At 63.3% G+C, this 13,858-nt stretch carries 12 protein-coding genes; 4 read left to right on the forward strand and 8 right to left on the reverse strand.

Annotated elements, in window-relative coordinates; all coding sequences use genetic code 11:
- Window positions 1–614 precede the first annotated feature (614 nt).
- From lpdA to mdh, 8 genes are all read right to left on the reverse strand, one after another.
- Window positions 615–2,003, reverse strand: coding sequence for a dihydrolipoyl dehydrogenase (gene lpdA / locus ACFQXB_RS13625; protein WP_377404782.1), 1,389 nt, complete (start codon window positions 2,001–2,003; stop codon window positions 615–617).
- A 40-nt stretch (window positions 2,004–2,043) separates the two neighbouring features.
- Window positions 2,044–2,439, reverse strand: a complete 396-nt coding sequence (locus tag ACFQXB_RS13630) for an MAPEG family protein (protein ID WP_377404785.1) — start codon at window positions 2,437–2,439, stop codon at window positions 2,044–2,046.
- A 400-nt stretch (window positions 2,440–2,839) separates the two neighbouring features.
- On the reverse strand, window positions 2,840–4,339 hold the full coding sequence (gene odhB, locus ACFQXB_RS13635; RefSeq protein ID WP_377404788.1) for a 2-oxoglutarate dehydrogenase complex dihydrolipoyllysine-residue succinyltransferase: 1,500 nt from the start codon (window positions 4,337–4,339) through the stop codon (window positions 2,840–2,842).
- A gap of 4 nt (window positions 4,340–4,343) precedes the next feature.
- A complete protein-coding gene (locus ACFQXB_RS13640) occupies window positions 4,344–7,307 on the reverse strand; it encodes a 2-oxoglutarate dehydrogenase E1 component (RefSeq protein WP_377404791.1) in 2,964 nt (987 codons plus the stop codon).
- Between the two features lie 55 nt (window positions 7,308–7,362).
- Entirely contained in the window at window positions 7,363–8,247 is an 885-nt protein-coding gene (gene sucD, locus ACFQXB_RS13645) for a succinate--CoA ligase subunit alpha (protein WP_377404794.1), read from the reverse strand.
- Between the two features lies 1 nt (window position 8,248).
- Complete coding sequence (locus ACFQXB_RS13650; protein WP_377404797.1) at window positions 8,249–8,749, reverse strand: hypothetical protein; 501 nt, start codon at window positions 8,747–8,749, stop codon at window positions 8,249–8,251.
- A complete protein-coding gene (gene sucC / locus ACFQXB_RS13655) occupies window positions 8,746–9,939 on the reverse strand; it encodes an ADP-forming succinate--CoA ligase subunit beta (protein WP_377404800.1) in 1,194 nt (397 codons plus the stop codon). Before sucC ends, ACFQXB_RS13650 begins: the two co-directional genes overlap by 4 nt.
- 152 nt (window positions 9,940–10,091) lie before the next feature.
- The gene (gene mdh, locus ACFQXB_RS13660) at window positions 10,092–11,054 is read right to left on the reverse strand and encodes a malate dehydrogenase (RefSeq protein WP_377404804.1); all 963 of its coding nucleotides are present in this window, start codon (window positions 11,052–11,054) and stop codon (window positions 10,092–10,094) included.
- A 111-nt stretch (window positions 11,055–11,165) separates the two neighbouring features.
- Here mdh and ACFQXB_RS13665 point away from each other — a divergent pair, with 111 nt between their 5' ends.
- From ACFQXB_RS13665 to ACFQXB_RS13680, 4 genes are all read left to right on the forward strand, one after another.
- Window positions 11,166–11,960 (forward strand): sulfite exporter TauE/SafE family protein, encoded by a 795-nt coding sequence (locus ACFQXB_RS13665; protein ID WP_377404807.1) that lies wholly within the window; start codon window positions 11,166–11,168, stop codon window positions 11,958–11,960.
- 219 nt (window positions 11,961–12,179) lie between these two features.
- Complete coding sequence (locus tag ACFQXB_RS13670; protein WP_377404810.1) at window positions 12,180–13,037, forward strand: HpcH/HpaI aldolase/citrate lyase family protein; 858 nt, start codon at window positions 12,180–12,182, stop codon at window positions 13,035–13,037.
- On the forward strand, window positions 13,034–13,585 hold the full coding sequence (locus tag ACFQXB_RS13675) for an NnrU family protein (RefSeq protein ID WP_377404813.1): 552 nt from the start codon (window positions 13,034–13,036) through the stop codon (window positions 13,583–13,585). The genes ACFQXB_RS13670 and ACFQXB_RS13675 overlap by 4 nt, the downstream gene beginning before the upstream one ends.
- A 1-nt stretch (window position 13,586) precedes the next feature.
- On the forward strand, window positions 13,587–13,790 hold the full coding sequence (locus ACFQXB_RS13680) for a DUF1737 domain-containing protein (protein WP_377404816.1): 204 nt from the start codon (window positions 13,587–13,589) through the stop codon (window positions 13,788–13,790).
- The last annotated feature ends 68 nt before the right edge of the window (window positions 13,791–13,858 follow it).

The following is a 13,858-nucleotide window of genomic DNA, read 5'->3' on the forward strand; positions in this document are numbered from 1 at the left end:
GGCGACACGTGGCTGGAAGGCAGCCCCGGCGCGCCACAGGGTCACCATCGCAGGAGCGTTGCGCCACGATCGGCGCACCTACCTCGCCCGAGCACTTCCGGTTTCGACACCGCGGGCCGGCAGGCGGAGACACGTTCTGTGCAGCTTGTGGTCCCGCCCCGTTTCACCAGACACGCAGGCGGCTTTCGGTTGGAGCTGCGATGGGACCACGGGCAAGCGCCTCTCAGCCCCACATGCGGATTGTTGTCGTCGTAATCCGCGATCCAGCCTCCGAGCGATCCGACTGGGGTTGTGCATCCGGCAACGCCGTTTCCTGAACCTGGTCGTGCTTCGGCGTGTTCACGATAGCCTCCGGAATCCCTTTGCGCTTCGGGCTTTGGCATCGGGGCTTGAGGCGCAACTGACAGCGATGATCTGCGTGTCCCTTCGCGAGGTTGGGGCCCAGGATCAGGGCTCTCGGCCGCCCGCGCCGCCTCAAGCCGGGCCGCGTGCGGGCATGACCGACCCTCGGGCCTCGATGCTGGATGTGCGCATCAGACAGCACCAGGAGATCCACGCTGGTCGCCCGGGACAAGGGGGCGCACGCAGCTTGTGCGCCCCGATCCGGCGGTATTTCAGGCGTGGATCGCGCCGCTATTGCAGGCCAGGGCCGCCTCGCGCACCGCTTCGGAATAGGTGGGATGGGCGTGGCAGGTGCGCGCGAGATCCTCGGCAGCCGCGCCGAACTCCATCGCAACGCAGATCTCATGGATCAGATCGCCCGCCATAGGGCCAATGATATGGGCGCCAAGGATGCGGTCGGTTGCCTTGTCGGCGAGTATCTTCACGAAGCCTTCGGCAGCGAAATTCGCCTTCGCGCGGCCGTTGCCCATGAAGGAAAACTTGCCCACCTTGTAGGCGCGTCCGGCTGCCTTCAGGCTTTCCTCGGTTTCGCCCACGCTTGCCACCTCGGGATGAGTATAGACCACCGCGGGGATCACCCCATAGTTCACGTGACCTGCCTGACCGGCAATAATCTCGGCCACCGCCATGCCCTCATCCTCGGCCTTGTGGGCCAGCATGGGGCCTTCCACCACGTCGCCGATCGCATAGATACCCTTGACGCTGGTGGCGTAATGGCGGTCGATCTTGACCTGACCGCGCTGGGTGAGTTCCACGCCCGCAGCCTCAAGCCCCAGCCCGCCCGTATAGGCGCGACGGCCGGTGGCGACGAGCACGACCTCGGTGTCGATATGATGCTCGCTTTCGTCCTTGCGGGCCTTGTAACGCACCGTCGCCTTGCCGCCCTTCTGTTCGACCGACTGAACCGCGGCGCCGGTCAGGATGTTCAGGCCCTGCTTTTTCAGGATCCTTTCGAAGTTCTTGGCAATTTCACCGTCAAGGCCAGGGGTGATCCCGTCGAGGTATTCGATCACCGTCACATCGGCGCCAAGGCGTTTATAAACCGATCCAAGCTCGAGCCCGATCACGCCACCGCCGATCACGACCATCGACTTCGGGATCCTGGGCAGGGCCAGAGCGCCGGTAGAGGTCACGATGGTCTTCTCATCGATCTCGACCCCGGGCAGCGACGAGGGTTCCGAACCGCTCGCAATCACGATGGCCTTGGCGCCGTGAACTTCGTCGCCCACCTTCACCTGGCCGGCGCCGGGGATGGAAGCCCAACCCTTGATCCAGTCGACCTTGTTCTTCTTGAAAAGAAACTCGATCCCCTTGGTATTCTGGCCGATCACATCGTCCTTGTATGCAAGCATCTGCGTCCAGTCGACGGTCGGAGCCTTGGCCTTGAGACCCATTTTCGCAAAGTTGTGCTCGGCCTCGTGCAACTGCTCGGTCGCGTGCAACAACGCCTTTGACGGAATGCAGCCTACGTTGAGGCAGGTGCCGCCAAGGCTGTCCCGGCCTTCCACAACGGCCGTCTTCAGCCCAAGCTGGGCAGCACGGATCGCACAGACATAGCCGCCAGGGCCGGCACCGATCACGATAAGGTCATAGTTCGCCATTTGGGCCTCCTTATGGCCAGTAGTCTTGGTTCTGGGCCGATCAGATCAGCGCCACGACGATCATGGACAGCGTGGCCGAAAAGCCCACCCCCCAGATCACCGAACGCCAGGGTGACCAGCCGAAAGCATAGGCGGGAACATAGAGCGCCCGCGCAACAAGATAAATCCAGGCACAGGCGGCGGTGAAGCCGCCCGCCTGTCCCGAAAGGCTGACCACCACCACTGCAACGGTGAACAGGATCAGCCCTTCGAAATGGTTGCTCAGTGCCCGCTGCAACCGCCCGGCAACCGGCGAGAGCGGTCGCGGCGGCGCATCGTCGCGGGGCCCGGTGGTGTATCGCGGGCCAAGTTCGCGGTTTGCCATGATCGCCAGCGCGAGGAACTGCAGGGCCTGCAACAGCGCGGCGAGGGCAAGGGCAGTCAGCTCAGGTGTCATGGCATCGGGCCCCGTCGCCAAGATCGCGGCCCCTCCGCGGCGCGGCGTTGTCCGGAAGATCCAGCTTGCCGCCCCGGGTCCACGACAGCCCGGTGCCACCGTCATCTGTCCTCGCGGAGAGGCTTCGAGGCAGGCCGCGTCTCGCGCCTGCCTGATGATGCCTGACAGATCTGAAGCGCCGAAGGCGTCCGGCGTTGCCGCAACCTGCATACGCGCTGCCGGGCCGGATGCCTTCGAAGGCAGGCGGTGTTCGCCCGATGCCTGGAACGGAGCAGGACTCAGCATCGATCATCCGTTGCAACGGGCGGGCGATGATCGGTCTTGTCCTGAGGCTCTCGTGCATCGGGGCTCTTCGGTCATTTCGAGGGCGCGCAGTTCGGGGCCGCGCGCCCGGTCGGGATCAGATATCCATCAGCAGGCGGCGGGGATCTTCCAGCGCCTCTTTCACGCGCACAAGGAAGGTCACCGCACCCTTGCCATCGACGATCCGGTGATCATAGGACAGCGCCAGATACATCATCGGGCGAATGACGATCTGGCCCTTCACCACGACGGGACGTTCCTGGATCTTGTGCATGCCCAGGATACCCGACTGCGGCGGGTTCAGGATCGGCGAGGACATGAGCGAGCCATAGACCCCGCCGTTCGAGATGGTGAAGCTGCCGCCCTGCATCTCGGCCATGGACAGCTTGCCGTCGCGGGCGCGCAGGCCAAGCTCGCCGATCTTCTTCTCGATCGCGGCAAAGCCCATCTGGTCGGCGTCACGCACTACCGGCACCACAAGCCCCGTCGGTGTGCCGACGGCCACGCCCATATGGACGTAGTTCTTGTAGATGATGTCGGTGCCGTCGATTTCCGCGTTGACTTCGGGCACTTCCTTGAGCGCGTGGCAACAGGCCTTCACGAAGAAGGACATGAAGCCCATCTTGACCCCGTGCTTCTTCTCGAACTGGTCCTTGTAGGCGTTCCGCAGTTCCATGATGCCCGACATGTCGACCTCGTTATAGGTCGTGAGCATCGCGGCCGTGTTCTGCGCGTCCTTCAGGCGGCGGGCGATCGTCTGGCGCAGGCGGGTCATCTTGACCCGTTCTTCACGCGCGGCGTCATCCGCCGGAACCGGCGCACGAGGTGCCGCAGAGGCTGCCGGGGCAGGGGCAGCCGATGCTGCGGCGAGGGCTTTCTGCACGTCGTCTTTCATGATCCGTCCATCACGGCCGGTGCCGGACACGCCATCCCGGGACAGGTTGTGTTCTGCCATCAGCTTCTTGGCCGAAGGCGCATCTTCAACATCCTTGCCGCCTTTCGGGGCGGCGGCCTCGACTTTGGGGGCCGACGGTTTCGCAGGCGCGGCGCCAGCGGCGCCCGCGATGACCGCCAGTTTGCCCGCGGCCTGAACAGTGCTGCCTTCCGGCGCGACGATTTCGGTCAGGATGCCCGCAGAGGGGGCTGGGACCTCGACCGACACCTTGTCGGTCTCAAGCTCGCACAGCATTTCGTCCTGTGCGACCGGGTCGCCGACCTTCTTGAACCAGGTTGATACCGTGGCTTCGGTCACGCTTTCCCCCAGCGTCGGCACCATGACATCGACCGGCGCCGCGTCGGGCTGGACGGGTGCGGCGTCGGCACCTTTCTTGAGCGTCGGCTCTTCCGGACCGGCGTTGCCTTCGTCAGCGATCTGCGCCAGGAGCGCGTCCACGCCCACGGTCGTGCCTTCGGGGGCCACGATCTCGGCCAGCTTTCCGGCGACCGGAGACGGCACTTCCACCGTTACCTTGTCGGTTTCAAGCTCGCACAGCATTTCATCCACCGCGACATGGTCGCCAGGCTTCTTGAACCAGGTCGCGACGGTCGCCTCGGTGACGCTTTCGCCCAGGGTGGGGACGCGGACTTCTGTGGCCATTGTCTTATCCTTCGATCGTAAGCGCTTCGTTCACGAGCGCCGTTTGCTGTGCTTTGTGCTGGCTGGCGAGACCCGTCGCAGGCGAGGCCGAGGCAGGCCGGCCCACATAACGTGGACGCAGCGATGTTGCGCCGATGCGACCCAGAACCCATTCCAGGTTCGGCTCGACAAAGGTCCAGGCGCCCTGGTTCTTGGGCTCTTCCTGGCACCAGATCACCTCGGCACCCTTGAAACGTTCAAGCTCTTTCACGAGGCTGAGCGCCGGGAAGGGGTAGAACTGTTCCAGCCGCAGCAGATAGATGTCGTTGATCCCGCGGGTGTCGCGTTCTTCCAGCAGGTCATAGTAGACCTTGCCGGAACAGATCACGACGCGCTTGATCTTGTCATCCGCGACCAGTTGCGTGTCGCTGTTGCCCTTTTCGGCATCGTCCCACAGAACGCGGTGGAAGCTCGACCCGGTGGTGAAATCCTCAGCCTGCGAAATCGCAAGCTTGTGGCGCAGAAGCGATTTCGGCGTCATGAGGACCAGCGGCTTGCGGAAGCTGCGGTGAATCTGGCGCCGCAGGATGTGGAAATAGTTCGCGGGCGTCGTGCAGTTCGCCACGATCCAGTTATCCTCGGCCGACATCTGGAGGAAACGTTCCAGACGCGCAGAGGAATGTTCCGGTCCCTGACCTTCGAACCCGTGCGGAAGCAGCATCACAAGGCCCGACATCCGCAACCATTTGCGTTCGCCTGACGAAATGAACTGGTCGAACATGATCTGGGCGCCGTTGGCGAAATCCCCGAACTGCGCTTCCCACATGACGAGCGCGTTGGGTTCCGACAGCGAATAGCCGTATTCGAAGCCCAGAACCGCATATTCCGAGAGCATCGAGTCGATGACCTCATAACGCGACTGACCGGCCCGGATGTTGTTGAGAGGGTAGTAACGATCCTCCGACTTCTGGTCGATGAAGGCAGAGTGTCGCTGGCTGAAGGTGCCGCGCGTGGAATCCTGGCCCGAAAGCCGCACCGGATACCCCTCGGTCAGCAGGCTGCCAAAGGCCAGCGCCTCGGCGGTGGCCCAGTCGAAGCCCTTGCCGCTGCGGAACATTTCCGACTTGGCTTCAAGCTGGCGCGCGACGGTCTTGTGGATTTCGAACGCGTCGGGAACCCGCGTCAGCGCCGCGCCGACTTCAGCCATCGTCTCGGGCGTGATCGAGGTCTGACCCGGCTGGTACTCCTCGCCCTCGCGGTTGAGATGCGACCAGCGGCCGTCCAGCCAGTCGGCCTTGTTCGGCTTGTAGTCCTTGCCGGCCTCGAATTCTTCATTCAGCGTGGCCTGAAAGGCCGCCTTCATGTCCTCGATCTCGCCTTCCGGGATCAGCCCGTCGGCGACCAGACGCTCGGTGTAAAGCTGAAGCGTCGTCTTGTGGCGCTTGATGCGGGTGTACATGTCGGGCTGGGTGAACATGGGCTCGTCGCCCTCGTTGTGACCGAACCGACGGTAGCAGAAGATGTCGATCACAACATCCTTGCCAAACCGCTGGCGAAACTCGGTCGCGACCTTGGCGGCATGAACCACCGCTTCGGGGTCATCGCCATTCACGTGGAAGATCGGCGCCTCGACCATCAGTGCGATGTCGGTAGGGTAAGGTGACGAGCGGCTGAAATGCGGCGCCGTCGTGAAGCCGATCTGGTTGTTCACGACGATATGGATCGTGCCGCCGGTGCGGTGTCCACGCAGGCCCGACAGGCCGAAGCACTCGGCCACGACGCCCTGACCCGCAAAAGCCGCATCGCCGTGCAGCAGGACCGGCAGCACCGCGCGGCGCTCGGGGTCGTTCAGCTGATCCTGCTTGGCGCGCGCCTTGCCCAGAACCACCGGGTTCACGGCTTCAAGATGGCTGGGGTTCGCGGTCAGCGACAGGTGGACGGTATTGCCGTCAAACTCGCGGTCGGACGAGGCGCCGAGGTGATATTTCACGTCGCCCGAACCATCCACATCCTCGGGCTTGAAGCTGCCGCCCTGGAATTCGTTGAAGATGGCGCGATACGGCTTGCTCATCACATTGGCAAGAATGTTGAGCCGCCCGCGGTGCGGCATACCGATCACGATATCCTTCACACCCAGCGCGCCACCGCGCTTGATGATCTGTTCCATCGCCGGGATCAGCGCCTCGCCGCCATCAAGGCCGAACCGCTTGGTGCCCATGTATTTCACATGCAGGAACTTCTCGAACCCTTCGGCCTCGACCAGCTTGTTCAGAATCGCGCGACGACCCTGCTTCGTAAAGGTGATTTCCTTGCCATAGCCTTCGATCCGCTCCTTCAGCCAGGCGGATTGCTCGGGGTCGGAGATATGCATGTATTGCAGCGCGAAGGTGCCGCAATAGGTGCGCTTGAGCACATCCACGATCTGACGCATCGAGGCGACCTGAAGCCCCAGCACGTTGTCGATGAAGATCGGCCGGTCCATGTCGGCTTCGGTGAAGCCGTAGGTTTTCGGGTCAAGCTCGGGGTGCGGGGTCTGGTCGCGCATGCCAAGGGGATCGAGATCGGCGACAAGATGGCCGCGGATCCGGTAGGCGCGAATGATCATCAGCGCGCGGATTGAATCGACCACCGCGCGCTGCACTTGCACATCCGTCAGCTCGATGCCCTTCTCCTGCGCCTTGGCGCGGATCTTGTCCCCGGCGCCCTTTGCTTCTTTCGGCGCGGGGGCAGGCCATTCGCCGGTCAGGGCGGCTGTCAGTTCGTCGTCGGGTTGCGGCGGCCAGTCGGCGCGTGCCCAGGATGGGCCCGTGGCGGCGGTCCGGGCATCGCCGTCGGCATCCCCCAGAGCGCGGAAGAATTCGGCCCAGGCTGAATCGACCGAGGCCGGATCATTCGCATAGCGCGCGTAAAGCTGGTCGATGTAATCCGCGTTATGCCCCTGCAGGAAGCTCGAGGCGTGGAAGGCGTCGTTGGGGGACTGCTCGGTCATGGTCGCACCTGAATGTGGGTCTCCGCGCCATCCTGTGGGGGCGCGGAGTTAAGATTTATTTGCCGATGGCCTTCAGAACGGCCTCGCCCAGGCCAGCCGGGCTGTCGGCCACGATCACACCGGCCGATTTCATCGCCTCGATCTTGTCCTCGGCGCCGCCCTTGCCGCCGGCGACGATGGCGCCTGCATGGCCCATGCGGCGGCCCGCAGGTGCCGTGCGGCCGGCGATGAAGCCCGCGACAGGCTTCTTGCGGCCGCGTTTTGCCTCGTCCTTGAGGAACTGCGCGGCTTCTTCCTCGGCGCTGCCGCCGATTTCGCCGATCATGATGATGGATTGGGTTTCGTCATCCGCAAGGAACCACTCGAGCACGTCGAGATGCTCGGTTCCCTTGATCGGGTCGCCGCCAATGCCCACGCAGGTGGACTGGCCCAGGCCAACGTCTGAGGTCTGTTTCACGGCCTCATAGGTAAGCGTGCCCGAGCGCGAAACAACCCCGACGCTGCCGCGACGGTGGATGTGGCCCGGCATGATGCCGATCTTGCACGCGTCCGGCGTGATGACGCCGGGGCAGTTCGGGCCGATCAGCGTGGATTTGGAGTTCAGCAGCGCGCGCTTGACCTTCATCATGTCAAGCACCGGAATGCCCTCGGTGATGCAGACGATCAGCTCCATCTCGGCGTCGATCGCCTCGAGGATCGAGTCCGCGGCGAAAGGCGGCGGCACATAGATCACCGTGGCATTCGCCTCGGTCACGGCTTTCGCTTCGTGGACCGAGTTGAAGACGGGCAGGTTCAGGTGGGTGGAGCCCCCTTTGCCTGGCGTCACGCCGCCGACCATCTTGGTGCCATAGGCGATGGCCTGCTCCGAATGGAACGTGCCTTGGCTGCCGGTGAACCCCTGGCAGATGACTTTGGTGTTTTCGTTTACGAGTACGGCCATGTCAGCCCCTTTCTTCGACCGGAAGCACGAGGATAAACGCGCCTCGTGTGAGCCCGGTGTCTATTCTGTCTTCGATTGCGATCCACATCGGCTTGCCAGCGATCACCGCGCCCCAGAGCGCGTCAGGGACCCGCCGGCGCCCCTCCAGAGGGATCTCCAGCGCCGTATCGGACGGCAGGAAAGCCTGAACAGCCGCTCGTGCTTCCTGAACGGAGAGGCGGTTCATCGTGACGCCGCATCCAGCGTAAGGCGCCTGGGTTGCGGTGATTCCGACAAGAACCCGATTGCGTTCAGTGAACCAGTGATAAACCCCGTCGGTCCCTTCACTGCGAAAGCCTGCCTCCTCGACCGCCGCGCGGGCCGCGCGGAAGTCCGGGATATGGGCGGCGCAGATCTGCACCACCTCCATGGCCCGCGCCACAAGGGCGGGGTCCGCGGCCCGTGCCTGCCAAGGCAGGAAAAGACCGGCAATCGCTGCGAAAAGGACCGGGGCCCGTTTCATCCCTTGACAGCCTTCACGATCTTCTCGGCGGCATCCGACAGGTTGTCTGCGGCGATCACGTTCAGACCACTGTTGCGGATGATCTCCTTGCCCAGATCGACGTTGGTGCCTTCCAGGCGGACAACCAGCGGAACCTTCAGGCCCACTTCCTTGACTGCGGCCAGCACGCCCTCGGCGATGATGTCGCACCGCATGATGCCGCCGAAGATATTGACCAGGATGCCTTTGACGTTCGGGTCCGAGGTGATGATCTTGAACGCCTCGGTCACCTTCTCCTTGGTGGCGCCGCCGCCGACGTCGAGAAAGTTCGCCGGTTCCGCACCGTAAAGCTTGATGATGTCCATCGTGGCCATCGCCAGGCCTGCGCCATTGACCATGCAGCCGATCTCGCCATCCAGCGCGATGTAGTTCAGGTCGAACTTGGATGCGGCGAGTTCCTTCGGATCTTCCTCGGTCTCGTCCCGCAGGCTCAGGATGTCCGGCTGGCGATAAAGCGCGTTGGAGTCGAAGCCCATCTTGGCGTCAAGGCATTTGAGATCGCCCTCGGTGGTGACGATCAGCGGGTTGATCTCGACCATTTCGGCGTCTTTTTCGACGAAGAGCTTGTAGAGCTTGTTGATCAGGTCCACGCACTGCTTGACCTGCTTGCCTTCCAGGCCCAGGGCGAAGGCCACGCGGCGCCCATGGTAGCCCTGGATCCCGGCAGCCGGATCAACGCTGAACGACAGGATCTTTTCGGGAGTGTGGGCGGCCACTTCCTCGATGTCCATCCCGCCTTCGGTCGAGACGACAAACGAGATGCGGCTGGTCGAACGGTCCACGAGCAGCGCAAGATAAAGCTCGCGCGAGATGTCCGACCCATCTTCGATGTAGATGCGGTTGACCTGTTTGCCCGCCGGGCCGGTCTGGTGCGTCACGAGGGTGCGACCCAGCATCAGCCGGGTCAGTTCTGCCGCTTCCTCGACGGACTTGGCAAGGCGCACGCCACCCTTCTCTCCGGCCTCGGGTTCCTTGAAGTGACCTTTGCCGCGACCGCCGGCGTGGATCTGCGCCTTGACCACCCAAAGCGGGCCGTCCATCTCGCCTGCGGCGGATTTGGCCTCTTCTGCCTTCAGCACCACGCGCCCTTCGGACACGGGCACGCCATAGCTGCGAAGCAGAGCCTTCGCCTGGTATTCATGAATGTTCATGAAACTGTCCCATCTTGCTGCGATTTGTCGCTGCTAATGGCACAGCCACGCGAGGCTTCAAAAGGAAATCCGCCGGAATCGAGGATTCCGGCGGAAAATCGCCAGCTTTGTGATCACAGGATTTCAGCGTGTGATCACAAAGGCTGGGGTCCTTACGCGAGTGTCGTGTCGATTCCCTTGCAGGCTTCGACAAGGCCCTTCACCGCCTCGACCGATTTGTCGAACATCGCCTGTTCGTCCTTGTTCAGCTTGATGTCGACAACCTTTTCGACGCCGCCGGCGCCGATGATCGTCGGCACGCCGACATACATGCCGTTCAGGCCAAAGGCGCCATCCACATAGGCCGCACAGGGCAGCAGGCGCTTCTGATCCTTGAGATAGGCTTCCGCCATCTCGATCGCGCTGGTCGCCGGGGCATAGAAGGCCGAGCCGGTCTTGAGCAGACCCACGATCTCGGCCCCGCCGTCACGGGTGCGCTGCACGATCGCGTCGAGCTTTTCCTGCGAGGTCCAGCCCATCTGCACCAGATCGGGCAGCGGAATGCCGCCCACGGTGGAATAGCGGACCAGCGGCACCATCGTGTCGCCGTGGCCGCCCAGAACGAAGCCAGTCACGTCACGCATGGAGACGTTGAACTCGACCGACAGGAAGTGGCGGAAGCGGGCGCTGTCCAGCACCCCGGCCATGCCCACGACCTTTTCATGCGGCAGGCCCGAAAATTCACGCAGCGCCCAGACCATCGCATCCAGCGGGTTGGTGATGCAGATCACGAAGGCGTTCGGCGCATATTGCTTGATGCCTTCGCCGACCGACTTCATGACCTTCAGGTTGATGCCCAGAAGGTCGTCGCGGCTCATGCCCGGCTTGCGCGGCACCCCGGCGGTGACGATGCAGACATCCGCGCCGGCGATGTCGGCATAATCGTTCGTGCCCTTCATCACCGCGTCAAAGCCCTCGGACGGGCCGCTTTCCGCAATGTCGAGCGCCTTGCCCTGCGGCGTGCCTTCGGCGATGTCGAACAGCACGACATCCCCGAGTTCCTTGATCGCGGCGAGATGGGCGAGCGTGCCGCCGATCTGGCCCGCGCCGATAAGCGCGATCTTGGGTCTGGCCATGGAAGTGGTCTCCGGTTCGTTGGTTACGGCGACGATGGGTAAGGCCTTGCGCCGCGGCGTGCAAGGGCGCAGGCTGGTTCGAGGCCCGCCGGGCTTTCTGCTAGCGCAAACATGTGCGAAGGTCCGGTTGTCTCAGGTCGCATCGAGGGTTTCGTGCAGTTCGACTGGGTGTTTTTTGCGGTTGCGGTGCCTGCGGTGGTCTTTGCTGGCGTGTCGAAGGGCGGCTTTGCATCCGGGGCCGCCTTTGCCGCGACGCCGATTCTGGCGCTTGTTCTCAGCCCGGGCGAGGCGCTGGGCCTGATGCTGCCCCTGCTGATGTTGATGGATGTGGCGACACTGCGACCCTACTGGCGCAAGTGGCATGGACCCAGCACGCGGATGCTGATCCTTGGGGCCGTTCCGGGGGTGGGGCTGGGGGCGCTTGTCTACAAGGCAACCGATCCGGACCTCTTCCGGCTTCTGATCGGGGTTATCGCCGTTGGTTTCGTCGTCTGGCAGTTCTCCCGCCGCATGGGGTGGCTGGTGATCACGCCGCGCCCCATTGGCCGCGGTGCGGGGCTGCTTGCCGGCGCGACCGCCGGGTTCACCAGCTTCGTCAGCCATGCGGGCGGCCCGCCGGCGGCCATCTACCTTCTGGCGCAGGGCGTCGGAAAGACTGCCTTTCAGGCAACGACAGTGATCGTGTTCTGGATTGTGAACATGCTGAAGTTCATCCCTTTCCTGTTTCTCGGGATCTTTACCGCCGATACCGTGCTCGGGGTTCTGCTGCTGGCACCTTTCGCCTTTCTCGGTGCCTGGCTGGGGGTGCGGGCGCATCACCTTGTGCCCGAGAAGGCATTCTTCGGGCTGACCTATGTTCTTCTGGCCGTGACTGGCTCCAAGCTTATCTGGGATGCGCTGGCATAGCGCCCCGCATCGCAGCGCCTGGTCCGACCTCGGCGGGGTGGGAAGGCGATCTCTTGCCGCGTGGTTCATGCCATTCAGCGACTCGATACGCGGGCACCAGCCTCGCGCGCAGCGAAACCTGCCCTGCAGGATCGTTCTGCGGAAGGTCATGACGAACCTTGAGGGCTTGCGCGGCGCCGCCAAGCTGTGATTCGCTGCGCTACGTTTCAGGAGGGAATCATGGATCACGCTGCCCGTCCGTTCCGATCGGTGCTGTACATACCGGGATCAAAAGGGCGCGCGCTCGAAAAGGCGCAAAGCCTGCCGGCGGATGCGATCATCTTCGACCTGGAAGATGCGGTTGCTGTCTCGGAAAAGGCGAGGGCGCGCGCCCTTCTCGTTCAGGCGCTGATGGCGTCTGACTATGGCCGTCGCGCCCGGATCGTCAGGATCAACGGTCTTGAAACCCCTTGGGGACATGAGGATCTTGCGGCGCTTCGGGGGATGGCGATCGAAGGGGTCCTGCTGCCCAAGGTCAACGCACCGGGCGACATCGCTGCCCTTGCGGAATTGCTGCCAGATCTGCCGCTCTGGGCCATGATCGAGACGCCGCGCGGGGTCCTGGCCTCGGCAGCCATTGCGGCACATCCGCGCATGGCGGGACTGGTGCTGGGCACGAACGATCTGGCCAAGGAGCTTGGCGCAAGTTTCCGCGCCGACCGGCTGCCGTTGCTTGCCAGCCTTCAACACTGCCTTCTTGCGGCGCGGTCACATGGGCTGGTTTGCCTTGACGGCGTCTACAATGCCTTCATGGACGAGGCTGGCTTGCGGAACGAATGCGCTCAGGGCCGCGACATGGGGTTTGATGGCAAGACCCTGATCCATCCAGCGCAACTGGCGACGGCAAATCAGGTGTTTGCTCCCTCGGAAGAGGAGATCAACCTTGCGCGCCGTCAGATGGATGCCCATGCGGCCGCCGAGGCGGAAGGGCAGGGGGTTGCGGTTGTGGATGGCAGGATCGTCGAAAATCTGCATATCGTGACGGCGCGGCAGATCCTGTCGAGGGCTGCGCTAATTGCAGAGATGGAGAACGAATGATCTGGCTCATCCTTGGTGTGCTGCTCTGGTCCGGGGCACACTGGTTCAAGCGAATTGCCCCCGCGCAGCGGGCAGCCATGGGCAACGGAGGAAAGGGCGCGGTCGCTGCGGCAATTGCCGTTGGCATCCTCCTGATGGTCATCGGCTATCGCAGCATGGACTATATTCATGTCTATGCCCCTCCGACCTGGGGCGTTCATCTGACCAACCTTCTCATGCTGGCGGCGGTGGCGCTTCTGGGTGCGGGCCATTCCAGAAGCCGCCTTCGCGGGCGGTTGCGCCATCCGATGCTGACTGGCGTGATCCTGTGGTCGCTGTCGCACCTGCTGGTGAACGGCCATCTTGCGGCGGTGATCCTGTTCGGCGGGCTTGGCCTCTGGGCGATTGTCTCGATCGTGGTGATCAATCGTGCCGAACCCGCCCCGGCCCGTTGGCATGGCGGAAGTCTTGCTGGTGATGTTCGGCTTTTGATCATCACGCTTGTTCTTTATGCTGCAATTGCCGGCATCCACATCTGGCTGGGCGTCTGGCCTTTCCCCGGGAGATGACATGAAAGCCTATCGACTTCTGACCGAGGATGATACTTCGGCCTTCTGCCACAAGGTGACCGAGGCCCTGAGCAAGGGCTGGGAGCTTTATGGAAGCCCCGCCTATGGCTTCGACCAAACCACCGGCCGGATGCGCTGCGCCCAAGCCGTCGTGAAGGACGTGGAAGGCAGCTATCGTCCCGAGATCAAGCTAGGATTGCTGTGAGCTGGTTCGGCGGGATCTGCTTTGGCACCGATCCCGGAGAGGATCGGCCCTGGGCGGGCTGATCCGGC

Source organism: Halodurantibacterium daqingense (assembly GCF_042666235.1).
In the GTDB taxonomy this organism is placed as follows: domain Bacteria; phylum Pseudomonadota; class Alphaproteobacteria; order Rhodobacterales; family Rhodobacteraceae; genus Halodurantibacterium; species Halodurantibacterium daqingensis.